Origin of the sequence: Corallococcus sp. AB038B, from assembly GCF_003668955.1 — a bacterium.
Classification (GTDB): domain Bacteria; phylum Myxococcota; class Myxococcia; order Myxococcales; family Myxococcaceae; genus Corallococcus; species Corallococcus exiguus.
In genome coordinates, this window is sequence record NZ_RAWO01000016.1 from 116,178 (window position 1) to 139,866 (window position 23,689).

General features: G+C 68.7%; 23 protein-coding genes. 15 read left to right on the plus strand and 8 right to left on the minus strand.

Annotated elements, in window-relative coordinates; all coding sequences use genetic code 11:
* The first annotated feature begins 87 nt into the window (after positions 1-87).
* The 10 genes from glp (at position 88) to epsU (ending at position 11,557) form a co-directional block, all read left to right on the plus strand.
* A complete protein-coding gene (gene glp, locus D7Y04_RS38090; protein WP_121762518.1) occupies positions 88-1,341 on the plus strand; it encodes a gephyrin-like molybdotransferase Glp in 1,254 nt (417 codons plus the stop codon).
* A complete protein-coding gene (fdhD, locus tag D7Y04_RS38095; RefSeq protein WP_121762519.1) occupies positions 1,338-2,768 on the plus strand; it encodes a formate dehydrogenase accessory sulfurtransferase FdhD in 1,431 nt (476 codons plus the stop codon). The genes glp and fdhD overlap by 4 nt, the downstream gene beginning before the upstream one ends.
* 294 nt (positions 2,769-3,062) lie before the next feature.
* Positions 3,063-4,535: an exopolysaccharide biosynthesis polyisoprenyl-phosphate hexose-1-phosphate transferase EpsZ gene (gene epsZ, locus D7Y04_RS38100; RefSeq protein ID WP_171809896.1), complete on the plus strand. Its 1,473-nt coding sequence runs from the start codon at positions 3,063-3,065 to the stop codon at positions 4,533-4,535.
* 111 nt (positions 4,536-4,646) lie between these two features.
* The gene (gene wzx, locus D7Y04_RS38105) at positions 4,647-6,200 is read left to right on the plus strand and encodes an exopolysaccharide biosynthesis flippase (RefSeq protein WP_216672877.1); all 1,554 of its coding nucleotides are present in this window, start codon (positions 4,647-4,649) and stop codon (positions 6,198-6,200) included.
* 14 nt (positions 6,201-6,214) lie between these two features.
* Positions 6,215-6,850, plus strand: coding sequence for an exopolysaccharide export protein EpsY (gene epsY / locus D7Y04_RS38110; RefSeq protein WP_120579625.1), 636 nt, complete (start codon positions 6,215-6,217; stop codon positions 6,848-6,850).
* 3 nt (positions 6,851-6,853) lie between these two features.
* Complete coding sequence (gene epsX / locus D7Y04_RS38115) at positions 6,854-8,176, plus strand: exopolysaccharide export protein EpsX (RefSeq protein ID WP_121762520.1); 1,323 nt, start codon at positions 6,854-6,856, stop codon at positions 8,174-8,176.
* Positions 8,177-8,186: 10 nt separating this feature from the next.
* Positions 8,187-8,363 (plus strand): hypothetical protein, encoded by a 177-nt coding sequence (locus D7Y04_RS45290; protein WP_014400807.1) that lies wholly within the window; start codon positions 8,187-8,189, stop codon positions 8,361-8,363.
* 23 nt (positions 8,364-8,386) lie between these two features.
* On the plus strand, positions 8,387-8,794 hold the full coding sequence (epsW, locus tag D7Y04_RS38120; RefSeq protein WP_120599616.1) for an exopolysaccharide biosynthesis response regulator EpsW: 408 nt from the start codon (positions 8,387-8,389) through the stop codon (positions 8,792-8,794).
* Positions 8,791-10,290, plus strand: coding sequence for a PCP family exopolysaccharide biosynthesis protein EpsV (epsV, locus tag D7Y04_RS38125; RefSeq protein WP_121762521.1), 1,500 nt, complete (start codon positions 8,791-8,793; stop codon positions 10,288-10,290). The genes epsW and epsV overlap by 4 nt, the downstream gene beginning before the upstream one ends.
* Positions 10,291-10,345: 55 nt before the next feature.
* On the plus strand, positions 10,346-11,557 hold the full coding sequence (gene epsU / locus D7Y04_RS38130; protein WP_121755302.1) for an exopolysaccharide biosynthesis GT2 family glycosyltransferase EpsU: 1,212 nt from the start codon (positions 10,346-10,348) through the stop codon (positions 11,555-11,557).
* 3 nt (positions 11,558-11,560) lie between these two features.
* Here the strand turns inward: epsU and D7Y04_RS38135 are convergent, their stop codons facing one another.
* Genes D7Y04_RS38135 through epsH form a run of 6 tightly spaced genes read right to left on the minus strand, consistent with a single transcriptional unit; the run spans position 11,561 to position 15,665 of the window.
* Positions 11,561-12,016 (minus strand): MerR family DNA-binding protein, encoded by a 456-nt coding sequence (locus D7Y04_RS38135; RefSeq protein ID WP_158627662.1) that lies wholly within the window; start codon positions 12,014-12,016, stop codon positions 11,561-11,563.
* A complete protein-coding gene (locus tag D7Y04_RS38140; protein WP_121762523.1) occupies positions 11,991-12,431 on the minus strand; it encodes a hypothetical protein in 441 nt (146 codons plus the stop codon). Before D7Y04_RS38140 ends, D7Y04_RS38135 begins: the two co-directional genes overlap by 26 nt.
* A gap of 49 nt (positions 12,432-12,480) precedes the next feature.
* Positions 12,481-12,912, minus strand: coding sequence for a hypothetical protein (locus D7Y04_RS38145; protein ID WP_121762524.1), 432 nt, complete (start codon positions 12,910-12,912; stop codon positions 12,481-12,483).
* 10 nt (positions 12,913-12,922) lie between these two features.
* Positions 12,923-13,639, minus strand: a complete 717-nt coding sequence (locus D7Y04_RS38150; protein WP_121762525.1) for a double-CXXCG motif protein — start codon at positions 13,637-13,639, stop codon at positions 12,923-12,925.
* A complete protein-coding gene (locus D7Y04_RS38155; RefSeq protein ID WP_120598673.1) occupies positions 13,639-14,334 on the minus strand; it encodes a TIGR02269 family lipoprotein in 696 nt (231 codons plus the stop codon). Before D7Y04_RS38155 ends, D7Y04_RS38150 begins: the two co-directional genes overlap by 1 nt.
* A 20-nt stretch (positions 14,335-14,354) precedes the next feature.
* The gene (gene epsH, locus D7Y04_RS38160) at positions 14,355-15,665 is read right to left on the minus strand and encodes an exopolysaccharide biosynthesis glycosyltransferase EpsH (RefSeq protein WP_120598674.1); all 1,311 of its coding nucleotides are present in this window, start codon (positions 15,663-15,665) and stop codon (positions 14,355-14,357) included.
* A 55-nt stretch (positions 15,666-15,720) separates the two neighbouring features.
* On the opposite strand from epsH, the gene wzy reads away from it, so the two are divergent.
* The 3 genes from wzy to D7Y04_RS38175 all read left to right on the plus strand — a co-directional run bounded on the left by wzy (position 15,721) and on the right by D7Y04_RS38175 (position 19,374).
* Positions 15,721-17,286, plus strand: a complete 1,566-nt coding sequence (wzy, locus tag D7Y04_RS38165; protein ID WP_120598675.1) for an exopolysaccharide repeat unit polymerase — start codon at positions 15,721-15,723, stop codon at positions 17,284-17,286.
* A gap of 124 nt (positions 17,287-17,410) precedes the next feature.
* Complete coding sequence (locus tag D7Y04_RS38170) at positions 17,411-18,673, plus strand: AAA family ATPase (protein ID WP_121762526.1); 1,263 nt, start codon at positions 17,411-17,413, stop codon at positions 18,671-18,673.
* On the plus strand, positions 18,670-19,374 hold the full coding sequence (locus D7Y04_RS38175; protein ID WP_121762527.1) for a hypothetical protein: 705 nt from the start codon (positions 18,670-18,672) through the stop codon (positions 19,372-19,374). The genes D7Y04_RS38170 and D7Y04_RS38175 overlap by 4 nt, the downstream gene beginning before the upstream one ends.
* 5 nt (positions 19,375-19,379) lie before the next feature.
* On the opposite strand, the gene D7Y04_RS38180 is transcribed toward D7Y04_RS38175, so the two are convergent.
* The gene (locus tag D7Y04_RS38180) at positions 19,380-19,835 is read right to left on the minus strand and encodes a hypothetical protein (RefSeq protein ID WP_121762528.1); all 456 of its coding nucleotides are present in this window, start codon (positions 19,833-19,835) and stop codon (positions 19,380-19,382) included.
* A gap of 179 nt (positions 19,836-20,014) precedes the next feature.
* On the opposite strand from D7Y04_RS38180, the gene D7Y04_RS38185 reads away from it, so the two are divergent.
* Positions 20,015-20,740, plus strand: a complete 726-nt coding sequence (locus D7Y04_RS38185; RefSeq protein WP_121762529.1) for a RusA family crossover junction endodeoxyribonuclease — start codon at positions 20,015-20,017, stop codon at positions 20,738-20,740.
* 125 nt (positions 20,741-20,865) lie between these two features.
* Here the strand turns inward: D7Y04_RS38185 and D7Y04_RS38190 are convergent, their stop codons facing one another.
* The gene (locus D7Y04_RS38190) at positions 20,866-21,912 is read right to left on the minus strand and encodes a cation diffusion facilitator family transporter (protein WP_120598676.1); all 1,047 of its coding nucleotides are present in this window, start codon (positions 21,910-21,912) and stop codon (positions 20,866-20,868) included.
* Between the two features lie 166 nt (positions 21,913-22,078).
* Between D7Y04_RS38190 and D7Y04_RS38195 the strand changes: the two genes are divergently transcribed.
* A complete protein-coding gene (locus D7Y04_RS38195) occupies positions 22,079-23,686 on the plus strand; it encodes a mechanosensitive ion channel family protein (RefSeq protein WP_121762530.1) in 1,608 nt (535 codons plus the stop codon).
* The last annotated feature ends 3 nt before the right edge of the window (positions 23,687-23,689 follow it).

The window sequence follows — 23,689 nt, forward strand, 5'->3', positions numbered from 1 at the left end:
GAGGGAGGGAGCAACCGCATCTCCCATGCCCCGTGTGGACAAGGCACGCGCACCCCGTCGTAGAGTCCGCCGCCCCCTCGCTGACTCATGCCGCTGACTCCCCTCCCCGCCGCGCGACTGGCCGCGCTCGATGCCATTGTGCCCGCGGCCCCCGCCCGGCTTCCCTTGATGGAAGCCCATGGCCGGTTCCTCGCCGCTGGCGTCGTCGCGTCACGCGCGCTGCCCGGCTGCGACAACTCCGCCATGGACGGGTGGGCTGTGCGCGCCGAGGAGACCCGGGGCGCCAACCGCGACCGCCCCGCGCGCCTGCGCGTCGTCGACACCGTCTACGCCGGCCACCTCCCGCGCCGCGCCCTCCAACCCGGCGAGGCCGCGCGCGTCTTCACCGGCGCCCCCCTCTCCCCCGGCGCCGACGCCGTCGTCCGCCAGGAGGCCGCGCGCCCCACCGACGACGGCTCCCACGTGGACCTCTTCGTCTCCGTCGCCCCCGGCCATGACCTGCGCCGCGCTGGCGAAGAGGTGATGCCCGGCACGCCGCTGTTCCCCGCCGGCCAGCGCGTGGACGCCACCGTGCTCGGTGTGCTCGCGTCGCTGGGCGAAGCCACCGCGCTCGTGCGCCCCGCGCCGCGCGTCGCCGTCATCGCCACCGGCGACGAGCTCGTTCCCCCCGGCCAGCCCGCGCAACCCCACCAGGTCTTCGAGAGCAACCGCCTCCTCGTGGCCGCCCTCGCCCGTGAGGCCGGCGCGGACGTCACGCACCTCGCCCGCTCGCGCGACGACGAAGCGGAGCTGCACGCCCAGCTGGAGCAGCTCGCGCCCCAGGTCGACGTGCTCATCACCACCGGCGGCGCGTCCGTGGGCGACAAGGACTGCGTGAAGCGCGTCCTCACCCGCATGGGCGCGCGCTTCCTCGTGGACGGCGTCGCGCTCAAGCCCGGCAAGCCCGTGGCCGTGGCCCGTCTGGGCTCCACCGCCGTCGTCGTGCTGCCCGGCAACCCCGGCGCCGCCACCGTCGCGTTCGACCAGTTCGCGCGGCCCCTCCTCTTCAAGCACCAGGGCGTCATCGAACAGCGCCGCGTCACCCGCGCCCGCCTCTCCGAGCCCCGCCACAAGCAGGCCGGCCTCACCTACCTGGTCACCGTCGCGGCGCTCGAAGCGCGCGGGGACAGCGTCGAACCGTGGGCCCGCTTGCGTCCCCAGGGCGCCGGACAAATCCTCCAGAACGTGGCCGCCCGGGGCTGGGCCGTGCTCCCCGCCGGCCGCGCAGACTTCGCCCAGGGCGAGTCCGTGGACGTGCAGCTCTTCGACACACCGGACTTCCACGCCGTGGAGGCCGCATGAAGCCGCCTCCCGCGCTCGCCCTCATCGGCCACTCCGGCGCCGGCAAGACGACGCTCCTGGAGCGCCTGCTGCCGGAGCTGGCCTCGCGCGGCCTGCGCGTCGCGTACGTGAAGCACTCCTCGGATGCGCACCCGCTCCACCGCCCGGGCAGCGACACCGCGCGCCTGGACGCAGCGGGCGCCGCGCTCACCGGCTTCGCCACGCCAGACGGCACGCAGCTCACCACCCGGCAGCCCCTGTCCCCTTCGCTCCTCGCGCGCGACGCGGGCCGCGTGGACCTGGTGCTCGTGGAGGGCTGGAAGGACGGCCCCCTCCCGAAGCTGGAGGTGTGGCGCGAGGGACTGGAATCCCCGCTCGCGGCCTCCCGCCCCGACGTGCTCGCCCTGGTGACGGACGCGCCCACGCTTCCGCCCACCGTGGCCTCGCGCCCGCGCGTGCCAGCCACCGCCACCGCCGTCGCGGACCTCCTCACCGCGTGGCTGCGTGATCAATCCGCGACATCCAAGGTCTCTCGCCCAGAACCGCGCGGCGTCACCCACCGCGCCGTGCGCCGCTTCGACGGAGACACGCTCCGTGCGGCCGAGGATGACCGCGTGGCCGTGGAGGAGCCCCTGGAGATCCGCGTGAATGGCGACCCCGTCGCCACCACCATGCGGACCCCCGGGCATGATCGCGAGCTGGCGGTGGGTTTTCTCTTCGCCGAAGGCATCCTCAACGACCGCGACGACCTGGGCAGCCTGTTCCACTGCGGCCACCCCGGCGAGGAAGGTTACGGCAACGTGCTGGAGGTCGTTCCCGCCGCCGGTGCCGTGCTCGACCTGGAGCGCGTGGAGGCCACCCGCCGCGGCACGCTCACCACCTCCGCCTGCGGCGTGTGCGGCCGCCGCGACGTGGACGACCTGATGGCCACGTGCGCCCCCGTCGCCCCCGGCCCCGTCCTCTCCGCCCACACCGTGGCCCGCGCCACCGAACGCCTGCGCGACATCCAGCACACGTTTGAACACACCGGTGGAGTGCACGCCGCCGCCGCGCTGGATGCCCATGGCGAGCTGCTCGCCTCATATGAGGATGTGGGCCGCCACAACGCCGTGGACAAGGTGGTGGGCGCCCTGGTCCTGGCCGGCGCCGTGCGCACCCCGCTCCGGATGCCCACACCGCCCTTCCCCGCCGCACCCACGGTCCTGGCCGTCAGCGGCCGCGCCAGCTTCGAAATCGTCCAGAAGGCCGCCCGCGCCCGCATCCCCGTCGTGGTCAGCGTGTCCGCCGCCAGCTCCCTGGCCATCGACCTGGCCCTGCGTGCTGGCGTGACGCTCGCCGCGTTCTCAAGGAACGGCCGCTGCAACGTCTACACCAGGACAGAGCGCCTGGAGCCCCACTCTCAACCTCCGGGAATTCCTCATGACTTCCGCCATGACGCATCTCGGTAGGAGCGCAGGCATCCGACTGTCAGACGGGCATCGTACATGCAGTCGGCGGGCGTACCCGACTGCTTTGGGGTCCAGGTGGGATCCAAAGGACCCATTGGACCTCAATGTCCTGGGACGCGAACTCACACCCGACGGCTGGGATGGGTGTCCAAGTTTTCACCTGTTGTCATGTCTTTCTTGCTGAGCAGTGGTTGCGCCGCGACGCACTATTTGGCAGTCTTTGCATTTCCTCCTGGTTAAACTTTTCTAGTCTAGACGGTATCCTCTGCGAGTGCCGAACCTGAGCAGAGGGGGGTGGACACGATGAGCAGTGCGACTGCAAGCGCCGAGGTAAAGGCTTCCGGGGCGACGGAGGCGACGGCCGCGGCCGAGGTCACCGATCCGCCGCGCCTGGCCCCTGGCTTCGCTGCGAAGCTGAACCTCACCGTGGATGTGGCGCTGCTGGTGGCGGTGCTGATGGGCTCCGCCTGGATGCGCGGCGGGCTGACGTTCCCCATGAGCTGGGAGCTGCCCAGCATGGTGCTGACGGCGGTGCTGGTGTGGCTCATCACGGGCACGGCGCTGTGCCTGTACGACTCGCGCTTCGCCGAGCGCAGCAAGATGGACCACGTGGCGCTTGTGTCCGTCACCACGCTGGCGGTGGTGACCATCCAGGCGGTGCTGGAGCTGGCGATGCCCACGGCGTCCCATGTGGGCCTGGCGCCACTGCTCTTCATCTTCTGGCCGGTGGCCCTGCTGCTGCGCCTGGGCGTCTTCCGCCAGGTGGCCTCGCAGGAGGCCCCCACGGAGGAGGTGCTCATCGTGGGCACCGGCGCCATGGGCCGCTACACGGGCGAGGACCTGCTCAAGCGCGGCCGTCACAAGATCCTGGGCTACGTGCGCTTCCCCGCGGACCACGCCTCGGGCGACAGCCTGCCGGCGGACGTGCTGGGGCCCGCGGACGAGCTGGAGCGCCTGCTGCGCACGCTGCCCGTGAGCGAGGTCTACATCGCGGGCAACACGCTCAAGCAGGGCGAGTCCATGCAGGCGGCCATCAAGCTGGCGGAGCGCTTCGGCGTGCCGTTCGCGCTGCCGGCGCACTCGTTCCGCCTGGACCGCGCTCGCCCGGTGGACTCCCGCGCGGTGGCGGACGGCTACCTGCACTTCGCCGCGGTGGCGCCCAAGCCGCACCAGATGGCCATGAAGCGCCTGTTCGACATCGCCGTGTCCGCGGTGGCGCTGTGGGCGCTCTTGCCGCTGTTCGCGGTGGTGGCGGCGGCCATCAAGCTCACCTCGCGCGGCCCCATCTTCTTCAAGCAGCTGCGCACCGGTCAGCACGGCAAGCCGTTCTACATGCTGAAGTTCCGCTCCATGGTGGTGAACGCGGAGGAGCTCAAGGAGCGGCTGGCCGCGCAGAACGAGCAGACCGGCCCCGTCTTCAAGATGAAGAACGACCCGCGCATCACCGGCATCGGTCGTTTCATCCGCAAGTTCTCCATCGACGAGCTGCCCCAGTTCCTCAACGTGCTCCGCGGTGAGATGAGCATCGTGGGCCCGCGCCCGCCGGTGCCCAGCGAGGTGGCGAAGTACGAGACGTGGCAGCGCCGCCGCCTGTCCGTGCGCCCGGGCCTCACCTGCATCTGGCAGGTGTCCGGCCGCAACCAGATCTCCTTCGAGCAGTGGATGTACCTGGACATGCAGTACATCGACCACTGGAGCCTCACCGGCGACCTGCGGCTGCTCCTGCAGACGGTGCCCGTGGTCATCACCGGTCGCGGAGCAAGCTAGCAACCGGGGTGTCATTCCGGGCCCGGCGTTGACGCGCCGGGCCCGTTCGTCTTTCCATGGGGCGGGCCTTCCTCCCCTGGTGTGCAGCAGCCCCGAAGGCCCGCTTCATCCATGACCGTGAACAGTCCGACCTCCCCCTCCGCTGAAGCCGACGACGGCGCCCGTGCGAACGAAGTGCGCGGCGCGGTCCGCAGCACCATGCAGCTCGGAGGCTCGCTGATGGTGACGTACGCCATCGCGCTGGGCATCCGCGCGCTGATGCCGCGCTACCTGGGGCCGGAGGCGTTCGGCTACTTCAACTGGTCGGAGGCGTTCGCCGCCACGTTCTTCGTGGCCACGAACCTGGGCCTGGAGACGTACATCCGGAAGGAAGTCCCCGTCCGGCCAGAGCACGCGAGCGACTTCTTTGGCACCACGATGCTCCTGCGCCTGGCGATGACGCTCGTCCTGATGGTGGCGCTGGCGCTGGTGCTCCACCACACCGGCGAGCCTCCGGAGGTGCAGCACCTGGTGCAGTGGTTCGCGGTGGCCCAGTCGCTCATCGTCATCAACGCGTCCATGGCCGCGCTGCTGCACTCCAAGGGCAAGGTCGCGGGCCTGTCCGTCTCCAACGTCATCACCAAGATTGTGTGGGGCGGCGGCCTGGCGCTGATGGCCGCGTTCGGCGTGGGCCTGCAGTGGCTGGCCGTGCCCATGGTGCTGTCGGAGGCGGTGAAGCTCATCATCAGCTGGAAGCTGGCGAAGGAGCACCTGGGGCTGAAGTTCCGCGTCGACCTGACGGCGACGAAGAAGGTGATGAAGGCGTGCCTGCCGTTCTTCCTCACGGCGGCGGCGCTGGCGTGCAACGGGCGCACGGACATGACGCTGTTGGGCAAGCTCGCGTCGAAGGAGGAGGTGGGCTGGTACGGCGGTGCGTTCAGCATCGCGGGGCTCACGTTCCTCATCTCCCCCATCTTCGGCTGGGTGCTGATGCCCATGATGTCGCGCGCGGCGGCCCGCTCCCCGGAGGAGCTGTCGAACCTGACGCGCCGCTCGCTGGAGGGCGTGCTCGCGTTCACCGTGCCGGTGATGATGGCCATGGTGCTGGGCGCGGACCTGTGGGTGCGCCTGATGTGCGGCCCCGGCTTCGAGCCCGCGGCGCTGCCCCTGCGTGTGCTGTCCCCCATCTTCGTGATGGCCTACGTCACCATGGTCAGCAGCATCTGGCTGACCATGTCCAACAAGGAGTGGTGGGTGACGCTGGCGGCCACCATGGGCGCGGTGGTGAACCCCATCCTCAACCTGATGCTCATCCCGACGCTGTTCCGGCGCATCGGCCCGTCCGGCGGCGCCACCGCCACGGCGCTCTCCATGTTCTTCACGGAGGTCATCGTCACGGTGCTCTTCCTCAGCCGCATGGGAAAGAACTCCTTCGACCGGCGCTCCCTCCTCATGGTGGCCAAGACGGCCGCGGTGTGCGTGGGCTGCGTGGTCCTGGACCGGGTGCTGGCCGGAGCGGGCTTGCAGGCGTGGCCCCGGCTGGGGCTGACGGCCTCCGCCTACGTGGCGGGCGTACTGGGCACCGGTGCCCTGCGTCCCTCGGAGCTGCTTCAGGTCGTGCGCATGGCGAAGCAGCGCGGTGGTAATGGTGCCGAGGTGGCCGTGCCGGCCGCCCCCGCCGCGTGAGGAACTCTCAGGCCATGCCTTCCCGCCCGTCCCGATTCCGCGGTCCCGTCTCCCGCGCGCTCGCGTGCGCCGGGTTGCTCCTGCTGGCCCCCGCGTGCAGCGGCCTGGGCCAGTACACCTGGGTGAACGACTACCAGGAGAAGCCCACCGAGTCGGACGCCGCCTACCGCATCGTCCCCGGCGACGTGCTCAACGTGAAGGTGTTCGGCCAGGAGGCGCTCACCACGCGCGCCAAGGTGCGCGAGGACGGCAACATCAGCCTCACCTTCCTGGACGACGTGGAGGCCGCGGGCCACTCGCCAGCCCTGCTGGCGCAGCAGATCCAGACGCGGCTCAAGGACTTCATCAACCACCCCGTCGTCACGGTGTCGCTGGAGGAAGCGCGCCCCATGTCCGTGACGATGCTGGGCGAAGTCGCCAACGTGGGCGCGCACGTGCTGGACCCGGGCGCGACGCTGCTCCAGGCGCTGGGCGCTGCGGGCAGCTTCACCGACTACGCCCACCGCGACCGCATCTTCGTGCTGCGCCGGGATGACCCGCAGGCGGAGCAGCCCACGCGCATCCGCGTGCGCTACGAGGACATCATCCGCGGCGAAGGCCGCGCGGCCGCCTTCCGCCTGCGCCCCGGCGACGTGGTGGTGGTGGAGTAACCCGTGCTGGACGCGGCCCTCGCGAGCCTGTGGCTGGAGGTGGCCTCCGCCTCCGTGAAGTACGGCGCCTCGGCCCGCGTGGACACCCGCGCGCGCTCCATGGACGCGCAGGCCACGGGGGAAGCCGTGTCGCCCCTGGCGGCGGACATGGACATCGTCCCCACGGTGAGCCTGAAGTACGACGACGGCAGCGCGGTGGCGCAGGTGGAGTACGCGCCGCGCATCTCCTTCCGTGAAGCCACCACCAACCCGCGCACCGAAGTGCAGCACGTGGGGCGGCTGTTGGGGGACTGGCGCCCCTCGCGCGGGCTCACGCTGCACGGCACCCAGGAGTTCGTGCTGGGCCAGGTGAACCTCTTCACCAACCTGCCCCTGGGCGGCAGCCTGGACGACGACCCGGCGGTGCCCGGGGACACGCCGGCCCTCCCCATCCAGCCGCTGCCGGAGGGCGTGGACACGGTGTTCTTCCTGTCCTCGCTGACGACGCTGGCGGCGGAGACGGTGTGGCTGGGCCCGGGCTGGCGGCTTTCCGGCAGCGCGGGCTTCTCCGCCAGCGGCGGCCTGGACGACACGGCGAAGGAGGCGGTGCCCTTCCAGTACGGCCCTCGCGCGCAGCTGTCCCTGGGGAACTCCCCCGCGCCCCGGCACACGCTCTCCACCACGCTGGCGTACTCGGACTCGCGCTTCTCCACCGGCGCTCGCGCCACCGTGACCACGCTCACCGGCGGCTGGACGCACCGGTTGGATCGGCGCACGGCGGTGGAGGCCGGGGTGGGCGTGGGCGTGGCGTACTCCGTGCGCGCGACGGAAGAGGACCCCACGGATGACCCGGAGGTGCCCGGAGTCACCCCGTCATCCACCTTGTCAGGTGGGCGGCGGCTGACGACCTTCCAGGTCGGGGGCGCGCCCGTGGAGGATCCGCCGCAGCGCCTGGAGCTGCTCCCGGACCTGACGCTGGCGGTGTCCCACCGGGTGCCGTCGCGGACGGCGGACTTCAACGGCCGGCTCGCCGCGAGGGTGACGCCCTTCGTGGACCGGCTGACGGGGCTCGTCTACCCGAGGGCCGACCTCACGTTGAACGGCACCTGGGCGCTGAGCCCGCGCTTCCGGTTCTCCGGGACAGGTGGCGGCGCTTTCGCGGTAGGCGGAGCCGTGGGGGACCGGCAGGTGGTGGGCGGTGTGGGCGCGGGTTGGACGGTGAACCGGTGGATGACCCTGGAGGTGGACACCCGCGCGGCATGGACTCGCTCGCCCGACGTGGAGGCGGCCCGTACGGTGTGGTCCGCGACGCTGGGACTGACGGTCCAGAAAACGGGTATCCTCTGAGCCTCCCGTCATGGCGAAGCTCATCCTCCTGTCCGTCCTCGTTGCCACCATCGCGCTGCCCGGAGCGGCCGCGCGCGATGCGCATCCCTGGCGGGGGATGAAGAAGGCCATCTTGTGGGTGGCCCTCTTCAACATGGCGTACGCATATGGCGTGCTCGTCCTCGTTCCCAGGTACGGGTTCGGGTGAGGGAAGGAAAGGCGTCAGACGTGATGGAGCTCCAACAGCTCACCGTCCTCCTCGTGGAGGACTCTCCGATGTTCCGCGTCATGCTGCGTGACATGCTCGAGCAGATGGGCGTGAAGAACGTGGTGGAGCAGCCCAACGGCAAGGCCGCCATGGAGTACCTGGCGAGCGGCGAGCTCAAGCCGGACCTCGTGTGTCTGGACCTGACGTTGCCGGACGTGTCCGGCTACGACGTCTGCGAGCACATCCGCCGCACGCCCGCCATCGCGCACGTGCCGGTGTTGATGGTGTCCGCGCGCAACCTGCCGGAGGACAAGGCCTACGCGGAAGAGGCCGGCGCCAACGGCTACCTGGGCAAGCCCTTCACGCCCGAGGAGTTGGAGAAGCGCGTGCGCCACGTGCTCAAGGCCGCGGCGCCCCGGGGCACCGCGTGACGACGCCCGCCCCACGCACGCCTCGCTCCGCCCCGCCCCCGCCGTACGTCCCCGAGCGCGAGGAGACCAACGCGCCGGCGGACCTCATCGACTGGGGCTTCATGTTCGACGGGCTGGGCTTCGTGCGCAGGGCCATCTTCCGGCACTGGTTCCTGGGGCTGTGCATCGTCGCGGTGATGGCGGGGCTGGGTTCGGCGGCGGCGAAGCTGATGCCGCGCAAGTACCACGTCGAGACGCGGATGCTGACGTACCGCAACCTCATCATCTCCTCGTTGGTGAACCCGGGCCGGTCCATCCCGGTGGAGGCGGATCAACCCACGCGCGCCGCGTGGGAGATGGTGCTCAGCCGCGGCAACCTCAAGTCCGTGGTGAAGAACGCGAAGCTCATCGAGTACTGGGACCACATGCGGTCGCCCCTCAGCCGCGTGAAGGAGCAGTACCTGAAGAAGGCTCCGCCTCCCATGACGGACGAGGAGAAGGAGGAGGCGCTCATCGCGATGCTGGAGACCAGCCTCATCGTGATGGCGGAGGGCGGCAGCGGCACGGTCACCATCGGGGTGGACTGGAGCGATCCGCAGATGGCCTTCAACATCGTGGAGGCCGCGGCGCAGAACTTCCTCGACATGCGCCATGACTCGGAGATGGGCGCCATCTCCGAATCGGTGAACATCCTCCAGGGCCAGGTGGCCAACGAGGCCGCGAACATCAAGCAGGCCATCGCGGACCTGGAGCGCGCGGTGCGTGCCGCGGATGCGCGCCGCAAGAAGAAGGATGCGGACCCCAAGCAGGCCAGCGCGCGGCAGGCGCTCCTGGCAACGGACCACGCGCTCGCGCAGCTGAAGTTCCTGGTGCAGGCCAAGCGCCGCGCCATCCGCGACGTGGAGGAGTTCCGCGGTCGCCGCCTCACGGAGCTGCGCTCGCAGCTGGCGGAGCAGCGGGTCGTCTTCTCTCCGCAGCACCCGGTGATTGTCGACCTGGAGCAGCGCGTGGCGACGATGCAGGCGGACTCGCCGCAGCTGACGTCCCTGCGCTCCGAGGAGCAGTCGCTCATCCAGGAGTACCTGCGCATGGGCGGCACGGACGTGGACTCCACGACCGAGGGCACGAGCCTGGCGGCGGGCTTCGGCGCTCCCATGGCGGGCGCGATGCTGGGCACGCCGGATGATCCGGAGGTGGCGGTGGCCACGGACCGGATGCGCATGGTGGTGATGCGGCACCAGGAGAAGCTGCGCCGGTTGGACCAGGCGCAGACGGAGCTGGAGATCTCCAAAGTCTCCATGAAGCACCGCTACAGCGTGCTCTTGCCGGCGCTCTTCCCGGAGAAGCCGTCCAAGCCGAACCCGAAGCTCATCGCCATCGCGGGCGTGGTGGGCGGGGTGGCGCTGGCGGTGTTCGCGGCGGTGGCGTTGGACATCCTGCGCCGCCGGGTCCTGGAGAAGTGGCAAGTGGAGCGGCTGCTCAAGTTGCCGGTGCTGGCGGAGCTGGAACGGCGCTGAAGGTTCATGCGCTCGGCCGTCCTTCGGATGGCGCGAGCGCGGGGGTGACACTGTCGTGACGGTCTGGACCTGGGTGGACGTGGCGCTGTGCGTGGGACTGCTGCCGGTGGTGGTGGGCTGCGGCTACCTGCTGCTCCTGACGCTGTTGTCGGGGCGCAAGGCGGCGCCGGTGCCGCCGTCGCCGGCGGTGCGGAAGTTCGACGTCATCATCCCCTCGCACAACGAGGAGTTGGGCATTGCCCGGACGGTGGCGAACCTGTCCGCGGTGGACTACCCGGCGCACCTGCGGCGCATCATCGTGGTGGCGGACAACTGCTCCGACGCGACGGCCCAGAAGGCGCGGGAAGCGGGCGCCACGGTGCTGGAGCGCCAGGACGCGGAGAAGCGCGGCAAGGGCTACGCGCTGGCGCACGCCTTCGAGCACAGCCAGCGTGACGGCTTCGCGGACGCGGTGGTGGTGGTGGACGCGGACACGGTGGTGTCCGCGAACCTGCTGCACGCCTTCGCCCGCCGGCTGGAGGACGGGGCGCACGGCGCGCAGGCGCACTACGGCGTGATGAACCCCACGGCGTCATGGCGCACGCGGCTGATGACCATCGCGCTGGGGATGTTCCACCGCGTGCGCTCCATGGGCCGCGAGCGGATGGGCGTGTCCTGCGGCCTGCGCGGCAACGGCATGTGCTTCACGCACGCGGTGCTGAAGCAGGTGCCGCACGACGCGTTCAGCGTGGTGGAGGACCTGGAGTACGGCATCCGCCTGGCGCGCGCGGGGCACCGCGTGCACTACGCCTGGGAGGCGGAGGTGCTGGGCGAGATGGTCACGGCGGAGAAGCAGAGCCGCTCGCAGCGTCAGCGCTGGGAGGGCGGCCGCGCGCAGATGCGCAAGCTGCACGGGTGGCCGCTCTTGAGCGACGCGTTGAAGCAGAAGAGCGGGCTCCTGCTGGACCTGTCCATGGACGTGCTGGTGCCGCCCCTGAGCCAGTTGGTGCTGGCGACGGTGGCGGGCTCGGTGCTGGCGACTGGTGTGGTGTGGCTGTCCGGGGGCACGGCGGTGGCGGCGTCCGCGCTGGCGTCGTTCGGCCTGATGTCGCTGTCGCTGTACGTGCTGCGCGGCTGGTGGGTGTCCGGCGTGGGGGCTCGCGGCCTGCTGGACCTGGCGTGGGCGCCCTTCTACGTGGTGTGGAAGGTGTGGCTGATGGTGCGCGGCCCCGGCGCGGAGAAGCGCGGCGAGTGGGTGCGCACCACGCGTGAGGCAGAGCGGCGGTAGCGCTCAGGCGCGGGGCTTCCGCTTCGCCGGAGGCTTCGGTGCGCCGAGCGACGCCTGGATGGGACACACGGTGTCCGGAGGGCAGAAGCCTTCGGCCATCAGCGTGGTGATGGCGCGGCGCATGCGGCGCAGGTCGTCGATGCGCGCGTCGATGGCCTGGACCTTCGCTTCGGCGAAGCGGGCCACGTCGCGAGTGGGAGTGCCTCGCCGGTCGGTGAGTGCGAGCACTGCGGACACCTCCTTCAGCGTGAAGCCCAGCTCCTGCGAGCGTCGGATGAAGCGCACGCGGATGGCGGCGTCCTGGCCGTAGAGGCGCTGACCGCTCTCGCTGCGGTCCATGGGCAGGAGCAGCTTGCGGCGCTCGTAGAAGCGCAGCGTGGACAGCTTCACGCCGGATTCACGGGCGAGCGCGCCGATGCGCAAGGGGGCTGCTTCAACGGGCCGTCGCGGGGATGCCACCACGCCACCTCCTGGCGCCGAGGATGACACCGCCCTGCGCGAACATCCACGCCAGCTCCAGTACGAGGAACACGACGAGCACCCGCGTCGCACCCTGCGTGAGCGACCACGCCATCCAGGCGGAGAACAGCGCCCGGCCCGCGGTGTCGGCGGCGCCGTTGAACGCGGTAGGCTGAACGAGCCGCACGACGGACCACAGCGTCACGATGGTGCCGAACAGGGCCACGAAGAACAGGTGCGTGGACGTGAACGCGGGGAGCGGCTCACCGCCCAGGCCCAGCGCATGGTGCACGGCTCGGATGCCCTCGAGCACCGCGTCCGCGGTCCACGGCGTGGCGAAGGGGATGGTGACGAAGAAGTCGTACAGCGCGCTGGCGAAGACGACTCGGCGAAGCAGGGACGGTTCAGGGTTCATGCGAAGGACGCTAACCCCTGCACCTTGGTGCAGAGGCAAGGGCCTCCGCTCAGATCCCCGTCGCGGGAGCCGCCGCCCGACTCCGTGCGCCGAGCAGGAGCGCGCCCTGCACGAACATGCCTGCGGCCTCCATCACGAGGAACACGCCCAACACCTGGGATGCCCCCTGCGTGAGCGCCAGCACCATCCACGCGGAGACAAGTCCCCGGCCCACCGTGTCGATGGCGCCATGCAGCGCGGTGGGCTGGAGGACACGGACCAGCGCCCAGATGACGGCGAGCACCCCGAAGAGGGCGACGAAGAACACGTGCATGGGAGTGAAGGCCGGCATGGCCTCACCGCCCAGCGCCAGGCCCTCGTGCGCCCACTGCATGACGCCCAGCATCGCTTCCGCCGTCCACGGTGTGGCGAATGGAAGCGTGACGCACAGGTCGTACACAGCGAAGCCACGGACGGCGCGGCGAAGCAGGGAGGAGCTCATGCCTGGAACCCTATCCCCCGCCGCCCACGGGAAGCTCCTTGAAGAGAACGTCCATGGGTCCCAGGCCGCGCGCCACCTCCACGAAACGCTCGGTCACGACAATCAACGTCACGGCATCCGTCAGCCGGAACACGTCCAGGTCCGTTGGCAACGACGCGCCCTCCAGCCTGCACTCCTCCGGCATGGCCGCATCCACCCGTCCACAGGTCTCACAGGGCGGCGGCCCCAATGGAAACAGCCGACCACGCGCCGTGAGCTCCAGTTCATGGAGCGCCGGAGTCGATGCCCCGCTTGGAGTCAACTCCGCTCTCACCGGCACAAGGCCTTGAAGCCCGGCGGTCCGCAGCGCGGCCAGGGCATCCTCCCGCACCAGGAGCTTCCAGGGGTCCCTCAGGACGAGGGGGCCGAACGACCCCTCCGCGGTACCAACCAGGGGACCGAAAGTCGTTCCGGGCTCCACCTGAGCCCCAGATGGCAACAACGGCTTCACCTGCTCCAGGAGCCGTGCGTAACGCGCGAAGGGCTCCAGGCGCGGCGTCTCGAGCTCCGTCCGCAATGGGCTCTGGGACAGGTCCACGGAGGGATAGGCCAGTGCGATGCCACTCCAGGTCTCACCGCAGGTAGGACACTCCACGCCGGGCAGCATCCAGCGAGCATCCGCCTGATAGGTCCCCGTCCAGATGCGAGGCGCGTCGTAGTGCGGCGTGCTCAGCTCGAAGTAGCGCATCAGTCATCCCTGGGAAAGGGACCCAGTTCGATGCTCTGCCAGTAGGTCATCGTCAGCCCGAACAGACCGAACTGCTGGATCATCTTCGATGCTTGTTCGAAGTGCTGCGGCTTGGTGGCCCGGCCGTAGGTCCTCGAGAAGAACATGCGCCACTCGCCATTCCAGGGCGCTCCATCAGGTCCCCGATGGATCCGCGCGTGCAGGTCCTTGTCGATGGCCATGACGTAGTCATGCACGTTGATGCCCTTGGAGAGGAAGTACGCCGTGTACTGCTGCGGGAAGAGGTGATGCTTCTCCTTGGGACGCCGCGCCCATTCCTCCATGGCCTGCTGGCGGCGCACTTCGCTCGGAAGGCGCTCCTGCGGATACCAGCGGAACACCATGACCGGCTGCCGATCTCCCGGCAGTCCCTGGGCACTGCCCCAATTCCGCTGCGCGGTGCCCCCGGGTGCCACGAACACGGGCGCAGTCGCGCGCGTGCGGACAATCCCGGAGGACGCGAGATCTTCACAGAAGAAGAGCGCGCATTCCGTCCCGGTACAGAGCGTGGCGACGCAGCGGTCCTCTGCGTCCGGCTCGCAACCCTGTCCGACTTCCGCCCGAGCCCAGACCTGAAGAGGAGCCCCCACGGGCGGCGTCCCCGAAGACGCGCACCCGAGGACTCCCGCGATGAAGCCCAGCGCCCACCTTCGCATGGCGGACCCTTCCCGAGACTTCAGTCCGCCAGCGGCATGCCGAAGTCCGGCTGGCCGCGCTCGCCGGACACCCAGCGATACACCTCCAGCACCTGCTCCGCCTTCGCCTTCCACGTGAAGTGCTTGAGGATGCGCGCCCTCGCACGCTCGCCCATGGGGCCAATCACGGACGGATCCGCGACCAGCTTCTCCAGGACTCCGCGCACGCGCTCCACAATCTCCTGCGGCGTGCCCATGGGAATCGCGAAGCCCGTGGACGGACTGACGATTTCTCCCGGGCCGCCGTAGTCCATCACGATGGGCACCAGCCCCAGCGCCATCGACTCCGCCACCACCGCGCCGCCGAACTCGCGCACGCTCGGGAAACCGAAGATGTGGTTCTTCGACAGGCGGCCCTGCAGCTCCTGGTGCTTCACCCAGCCCGCGAACGTCACGCCGTTCTCCAGGCCGCCCCTCGCCACCTGCGCGCGCAGGTTCTGCATCTCCGCGCCGTCGCCGATGAGCTCCACCTGCAGCTTGCCCTCGCGCACCAGCGGCGCCGCCGCGTCGATGAGCATCGCCATGCCCTTGTACGGCACGAAGCGCCCCACGAACGCCACCCGCAGCGGTTCGCCCGGCTTCGGCGGCTCCGCCTTCGACGCGCCGAAGCGCCGCACGTCGATGGCGTTCTCCGGGATGTAGACGACCTTGTCCTGGTACTCCTGCGACAGCTGCGCCCGCGTCGCCCGCGAACCCATCATCAGCGCCGCCGCGTTCTGCCGCGTCGACTTGTAGAAGGGCATCAGCTTGTAGACGTCCCGGATGTAGCTCAGCCACTCGCGCTCACGCACGCGCGCGTCCCCGAAGCCCTTGGGCCACGGCAGGCCGCCGTTCATGGGGCCCATGATGAAGGGCACCCCGGCGTCCGCGCACCGCGCCGCCAACGTGCTGGGCGTCGTGGGGCTGATGGGCGTGTAGCGGTGCACCACGTCGAATTCCTTCGCGCGGATGCGGTCCCCGAAGCGCCGCCAGAGCAGCTCCTCGAAGTAGTAGTACGGCAGCACGCTCAGCGCCGTGGCCGTCGTCCAGCCCACGCCCGCCTTGCCGCGCAGCACCTCGCCCACCTTCTCCAGCGGGCGCTCCACCGGCGTGGAGTCCAGGGCCGTGAAGTCCTTCCCCTCCACCAGCCCCTGCTTGAGGATGTTCTCGCGGTTGCGGACCTGGGTGACCAGGTGCACATCCGCCACCTCGGCGAGCGCCCTTGCCAGGGACCAGCCTTCCAGGGGGACGCTCACCCAGTCTGGGTTGCACAGCTCAGCAATCAGGAGGACGCGGGGTCGGGTGCCAGCCATACGCCTTCGCATCTATCCCAACCCGGGCCCGGGATATAGCCTCCCCCTCGCTCGAATGGCCTTCAAACCCTCGCCCGCCGCCTGGCTCCAGTACATCGTCATGGTCGTGGGCCTGGGCGCCGTCACCCTGGGTGCGGCCGCCGTGGGTAACGGGGACCCCATTGTCACCATGGCGCCCGTGCTGGCGCTCACGGTGGGGTGGGTCATCATCAAGGTGCCGCTGCGCTACCTGGCCATCACGGTGCTCTACCTGGTGCTCGCGGTGGACTACACACCCGAGCGCCCCCAGTCGATGTTCTGGCCGTCGCCGCTCTTCCCCCTGGGGAAGCTGCTCTTCACGCAGATGCACGAGCTGGTGGGCATTGGCGCCCTGCGCTTCCCGCTCATCGACGGGCTCATCATCGGCTCCATCGTCATCGGCATTGTCCGGCGGGCCACGAAGTCCAAGATTGATCCACCGGTGGTGCCCATCCCCCGGCCGCTGGCGGTGGTGCTGGCGATTTCGTTCTTCTCCATCATGTGGATGGAGGTGTGGGGCATCGCGCGGGGCGGAGACATCAAGAACTCGCTCTGGCAGTGGCACCAGGCGGCGGTGCTCCCGCTGGTGGGGATGATGTACCACTACAGCCTGCGCGGGCCGGAGGACTGGCCCCTGGTGGCGAAGACCATCATCGCGGCGGCGCTCACCAAGTCCGCGGTGAGCACCTACTTCGCCCTGGTCATCATCCCGGCCCAGCACCTGGAGGTGGAGTACACGACCTGCCACTCGGACTCGATGACGTTCATCTTCGCCATCAGCGTGTGCATCATGCGCTGGCTGGAGCGGCCCAGGTCCGGCCACGCCATCCGAGGCCTCCTCATCATCATCCTGGTGTTCATCGGGATGTTCTTCAACGACCGCCGGCTCGCGTACGTGAGCCTCGTGGGCGGGCTGGCCGCGGCGTACCTCTTCAACCCGTGGACGCCGCTGAAGAAGTTCATCACGCGAGGGCTCATCGCGTGCTCGCCGCTGTTGATTGTGTACTTCCTGGCCGGATGGAGCTCCAGCAGCAGCATCTTCAAGCCGGTGGCGACCTTCCGCTCCATCATCGAGGGTCAGCACGCCGAAGGAGAGCTGGACTACCGCGACATCGAGAACCTCAACCTCATCGCGACCTGGAACACGAACCCTGTGTTCGGCACGGGCTACGGGCACGAGTTCCTGGAGCCCTACCCGCTGCCCAACATCGCGTTCGTGTTCCCCACGTACCGCTTCCACCCGCACAACTCGCTGCTGGGCCTGCTGGCCTTCGGCGGGTGGTTCGGGTTCACGGGCGTGTGGATGTACCTGGTGGTGACGGTGTACCTGGCGGCGCGCGCGTACCATCGAGCGTACGCGGCGGAACACCGAACAGCGTGCCTGGTCATCGTGGGCGTGGTGGCGTCCTACCTGAACCAGGTGTTCGGAGACATGGGCATCATCTCGTACATCTGCACGTTCCAGGTCGCGGTGTGCTCGGTGCTCGCGGGCAAGCTGGCCATGGTCACCGGCGCGTGGCCGTGGCCTCAGAGGGAGAAGGTGCTGGGCCTGACGCGCGCGGCGCCGGATGAGGCGCCGCCCTCGGGTGCGACTGCGGCCTGAGCGGCTTTCGGCTGGCCAGCTTTCTGGAGTGCTAAGGACGACGAGGGACGAAACCGACGTTTGTCCCGTCTAGCGACCTGACCTATACCCGCGCCGAGGACGGCCCCGTGCGCCCGGAGAAGCTATGCTTGAACGGCTGGAACTCCATCATGTCGGACCAGCCTCACGGCTCGAACTCGAGCTGGCCCCGCGACTGAATCTCCTCACGGGCGACAACGGGCTGGGGAAGACCTTCATCCTGGATGTGGCCTGGTGGGCCCTGACCCAGACCTGGGCGGGCTATCCCGCGTCGCCTCACCGCGGAGAGCACCTCACTCCGGAAATCTCCTTCCGCCTCAAGAGTGATCAAGGCGCCTTCGACTCCACCAGCGAGTACGACTTCAGCGGCCAGTTCTGGTTCCCTCCCCAGACGACTTCGAAGAACTCCAGCCTTGTCATCTATGCCCGCATCGACGGTTCCTTCTCGGTCTGGGATCCGCTGAGGAACAGCCAGCGGCCGCACTCGACCTGGCCCGGCACGCCACCTCCACAGAGCGCGTATCATTTCACTCCCCAGCAGGTCTGGGATGGTCTGGAGCCGGATGGGAAGGTGCTCTGCAATGGCTTGGTTCGGGACTGGGCCACGTGGCAGGGGCGGAACGACGTTCCCTTCCATCAGCTGCTACGGGCCCTGGAGGTGCTGTCGCCCTCCGAGAAAGAACGGTTGGCTCCAGGAGAACTGACCCGGATAAGCCTGGAAGACGTTCGCGACATGCCGACGATTCGGACCTCTTATGGCCAGGAGGTACCGGTGGTTCATGCCTCCGCAGGAGTCAAACGCATCATCGCCCTGGCCTATCTGCTTGTCTGGTCGTGGCAGGAGCATGTCCAGGCGAGCCGTCTGCTCCAACAGGGCGTGACGCGGCAGATCGTCTTCCTCATCGATGAGCTCGAGTCCCACCTGCATCCCCGTTGGCAGCGGACCATTCTCCGCTCGCTCCTGGGCGTCATGGGCGCGCTGACCCGCGAAAAGGTCGAGGTACAGGTGCTCTCGGTGACGCACTCGCCCCTACTGCTCGCCTCGTTGGAGCCGCTGTTCGACCCCGCGAAGGATGCGCTCTGGAACCTGGATCTGGTGGACCAATCGGTGGTCCTGAAGAAGGAACCCTGGCGGCGCCGTGGTGACGCGAACTCGTGGCTCACCTCGGACGTCTTCGACCTGACGGAGCCCCGCTCGCTGGAGGCTGAAGAAGCCCTCCAGCAGGCCAAGGCGCTCATGAGCCGCAAGGGCGTCACGCACGAGGAATTCAACGAGGTCCGTCAGAAGCTCCGGGCCAGTCTCTCTGACGTGGATCCGTTCTGGCTGCACTGGGGCTTCTGGGCACAGGAGGCGGGACTCCAGAAATGATCCGGGTCGAGAAGCAACCCGAACCTCGTCCGCCCGGCTTCGACTTCGACAATCGAGTGCGCCAGCCGGGGCTCAGTGCACTCGCTGAGCTTACGGGTCAGGCCGCGACGATCTCGCGACCAGGGCGCCCCATCCGGCAACGGGCATCCCGGGTCGAGGACCTGACGCACGACGACCTGCGGGACTACCCCTATTGGACGCGGGCGCTCGATGCCATGCACGACGCCTATCAAGGCATCTGCGCCTATTCGTGCTTTTACATCGAGCCCCTCTGCGGATTGACGGTCGACCACTTCGTCGCCCTTTCACGTACGGGGGCTCCGCAGGCCTACGAGTGGGACAACTACCGGCTGGCGTGCTCGCTGATGAATGCCGCCAAGAACCAGTTCCCGGATGTGCTCGACCCCTTCGTCATCCAGGACGACTGGTTCACGCTCAATCTGGCCACCTTCCAGGTCGAAGCGGCGGAAGGCCTTGAGGCGCCGCTGAAGCAACTGGTGGATGCCACCATCACCCGCCTGGGGCTCGCCTCACGGGATGTCAGCAACACGCATCGCACGTGGTTCGAGACCTACTGGAAGCCCGCTGTGCCTACTCAGCCGATCCCGCTGTGGTTCCTTGAACGGCGAGCCCCCTTCCTGGTCCGCGAGATGCGTCGCCAGGGGCGTATCCGGCCTGAAGATGCCGCGAGTCTTCGGTAAGGGGGTTAGCGCTGGATGGACAGGATGCGCCACTGGCGCGTGTCGATGGCATACGTGGCGCTTGCGTCCGTGACGGGCCCTTCGGAGTTGCACGCGTCCTGCCGGGGCACGAAGCGCACGAACATCACGCCCTCCGGACCGGGCGCCGTCCACACGTCGAAGGATTCCCGCCGGTAGAGGCACAGCTCGTCCGCGGTCGCGCCCTTGTGCGGCTTCAGGTCCAGCGGACGGAAGTCATCCATCGCCAGCTGCGTCGCCACCGCCACCAGGGCGGGCGTCTGCGTGCGCCCCTCCGCGGGCAGGTCCAGCGGGAACTGGAAGCGGGCCATCTCCTCGTCGGAGGCGCGTGGCGGACGGATGGGCCTCGCGAAGAGCACGCAGCCGGAGAGGGGCAACGCGAGCAGCGCCGCGAGCCCGCGCTTCACGAACACCCGCTGCAACGACGAACCGTGGCGACCCATCTATTCACTCTACGGGAGTATTGAAGCCCGTGTCCCTGTACGCTTCATGGATGTACCCGATGAGCTTCCACGCTTGGTCTCGCATCCGAGACTCAAAATACCCCTAAAGCAAGCAGCGCATGTGAGCATACTTGGTAGTTTACCTACCCCATTCGTGTCGGGATTTGTGGAGGCTCAGAATGTCTAGGCAGGAAGAAGAGGATGAGAAGGAGTTCAACCGAATTCTAAGTGTCAGCCAGTATGACGAGCCTCCCGTATTCGGACGGCTACAGTTCAATGTGAAATCCCCTGTTGCCTCCGTGCAGTCCTCTAAGGAGAAGCTGAAAATCTTCCAATCCGCCATCCGTGCTCAGACGGCACAATACAAATACCTTTTGAGCGGAGATGTCAGGCTCGAAATCACCTGCTTTCTCGACAAGGAGAAGCGCCACGAGTCTGATGCAAGCGCCGACTTAGACAACATACTCAAGCCCATGCTTGATAGCCTTGCGGGCCCCGAGGGCATTCTCATCGACGACAGTCAAATTCGTTCATTGGGCATCAAGTGGCTGTCATCAAGCTCTTCGGATGACTTCGTCGACCTAGACTTCGAATTTATAGATTCTGACTATGTTCCGAAGGACGGCTTGGTCTTCGTCAACCTCGACCGCGCTCTTTACTTGCCGGTAAACACCGGTTTGCCACGTGCCGACCAACGCATTTATTGGTTCTTAATGCTGTGCCTGTTCCGCGGGGCCAAAGCGCTTAAGCAGTTGACGGGGAACTACAACATCACGCATGGGGCCATGATGGCACAGCGCAAGTTCCACCGCACACGGCTCAAAGGATTCACGGTCCTATCTCGACGCGACTACGGCAAGTATCTGCGAGGAGGTCCGCTCCCCGTGGCTCCCGCCAAAAAGTAGTTTGGCTATGTAGCGTCTTGTTCGCACCAAGCGCCCCTCGCCTGTTTACGAAATACGCTTCCGCCACTACAGGAGCGTGAGTTCGTCTTTGAGGATGCCTATAGACAAGGCTCGTGCTCGCTCACTTACCCGGTGCGGGCCCGGAGTTCCGCGGCTTCGGCGGCGGCGGCGGTCAGGTGCTCCAGCTCCAGGTCGATGTGCTTCGCCTGCGGGATGGCGCGGCGGACCTCCGCCTCGATGGCGTCGATCTCCTCGCTCAGGGTGCGGATGAGGTGCCGGGCCGCGTCCGTCAACGCGCGCTCGCGCTCCGCGCCCACCGGGGGCAGCCCCTGCGCGGGCAGGGCCTCCGCCAGTCGGGCCGCCACGAAGGACTCGCTGAAGCGCAGCTCCGCCTTGAACTGGTAGGACTCTGGGGTGAGCTGCCGCGTCTTCACGTCGTGCAGGTCCGCCAGGCTGGGGCGGGCGCGCAGCAGATCCTCGAAGCGCTGCTCCACGTCCGAGGGCACGGACCGGCCCAGCAACAGCTCCCGGTTCTCCACCATCAGGTAGATGGCGATGAGCCCCAGCAGCACGCCCACCGTGAGCGAGGCCGCCGCGTCCCACACCGGGTTGCCCGTCACGTGCGTCAACGCGATGCCCGCCGTCGCCAGCACCAGGCCCAGCACCGCCGCGCCATCCTCCAGCAGGATGGCCACCGACGCCGGGTCGGCCTTCGTCCGCACGAAGCGGAAGAAGGGCTCGCCCGCGGCCTGCTTGAGGAGCCCGCGCACCGCGAACAGCAACACGCCGCCCTCGATGAGGAACGACAGCCCCAGCACCCCGAACGTCACCGGCCCCGTCTCCGCCACGTGCGGGTGAAGGAGCGACTGGATGCCGTGGTAGACGGTCACGCCGCAGCCCACGAAGAAGATGCCGGACGCGGACAGGATGCCGAAGATGAAGCGCTCGCCGCCGTAGCCGTACGGGTGCGAGTCGTCCTCCACGCGCGCCGCCCGCTTCAGCCCCAGGAACAACAACACCTGGTTGCCCGTGTCCGCCAACGAGTGGATCGCCTCCGACAGCATCGCCCCTGAGCCCGACAGGAAGAAGGCGATGAACTTGATGAGCGTGACCAACACGTTGCCGGACAGCGCGGCGATGACGGCCTTGAGCGACGATGCAGGAGCAGACATGGAGGTGCCAAACCTACCATGGGGCGCCCACCCGCCCGTCCGCACCGCGTCCGACCCTTGTCCTTCCGCGTCATCACTGCTGGACAGCCTCTGTCCAGGGTGATTGTTTGTTCTCAAATCATAGAGAGACTGGGAGAGCGCCGTGGGCCGTTTCGTGCCGCCGTGGATGTGGGTGTTGCTGCTGTTGGGGCCCGTGGGGGCCTTCGCGCTGAACGCGGGGCTGCCGCCGCCTCCGCCGGAGGTGGACCGGAGCACGCCCACGGCGACGGCGGCGGGGTTCCTGGATGCGGCACATGCTCGGGATGGGCTGCGGGCGCCGCACTACCTGGACCTGTCGCGGCTGCCTCCGGAGACGCAGGCGGAGGAAGGGCTGACCCTGGCGCGGCGGCTGGTGGTGGTGCTGGACCGGACGATGTGGCTGGACTTCGCGCGCATCGGCCGCGAGCCGGCGGGCCCCGGGGAGCGCGCCCGCCGCGAGGTGCTGGGCCAGGTGGCCACGGCGCGAGGCCCCCAGGACATCGTGCTGGAGCGGGTGGACGCGGAAGGAGGCCCCGTGTGGGTCTTCAGCGCGGACACGGTGGGCGCCATCGACACGCTGTTCCAGGAGCACGGGTCGCCGCTGCTGGAGATGCTGCCACCCGTGTTCTTCACGCGCCCGCTGTGGGTGCTGGAGACGTGGCAGTGGCTGGGGCTGGCGGTCGTGCTCGTGGGAGCGTGGGCGCTGGGGCGGCTGGGCGAGGCGGTGACGCTGCGGGTGGGTGCTCGCGCCGCGGGGCTGACGAAGTCTGGCTGGGATGACGAGCTGCTCGCCGCGGGCAAGGGGAGCATCCGCTTCGTGCTGGCGGGCATGCTGACGGCGGCGGGGGCGCGGTTCCTCAAGCTGCCTCCTCCGGCGCAGGAGACGGTGGATCTGGCGGCGCGCTCGGTGGTCATCGTGGCGGTGGCGCTGTTCGTCCTGCGCTTCCTCACCCGGGCCGCGCGCTTCCTGGAGGACAAGGTCGCGAAGTCGCCGGAGGGCACGGACGTGGCGAGGGTGCGCGGCCTGCGCACGCAGCTGGCCATCCTGCGGCGCGTGGTGGAGGTGGCGGTGGTGGTGGTTGCCGCGTCGCTGCTGCTGCTCCAGTTCGAGGCGGTGCGCAACGTGGGCGTGTCGCTGCTGGCGTCCGCGGGCATCGCGGGCCTGGCCATTGGTCTGGCCGCGCAGAAGTCGCTGTCCACGCTGTTCGCGGGCATCCAGCTGTCCATCACGCAGCCCATGCGCATTGGCGACACGGTCATCATCGAGAACGAGTGGGGATGGATCGAGGAGATCACCCTCACCTACGTCGTCGTGAAGGTGTGGGACCTGCGCCGGCTGGTCATCCCCATCACGCAGTTCCTGGAGAAGCCGTTCCAGAACTGGAGCAAGGTGTCGCCGGAGATTCTGGGCACGGCGGAGCTGTACGTGGACTTCCGCACGGACGTGCCCGCGGTGCGCGCGGAGCTCAAGCGCATCCTGGAGCAGGAATCCAAGGGGCTGTGGGACGGCAAGGTTCAGGGGCTTCAGGTGACGGACCTGAGCGAGCGCACCATGAAGCTGCGCGCCCTGGTGAGCGCCGCGGATTCCGGCAAGGCGTTCGACCTGCGCTGCCTGGTGCGAGAGAAGCTGGTGGCCTACCTCCAGGCCCAACCGCACGGTCTGCCGCTGCTGCGCGCGGAGGCCACGCCCCTGCCCCTCCCGGAGGAGAAGGCCGTGGGACCGGCGCTGCTGGCCGCGCGGGCGGGCAACACCTGAGGC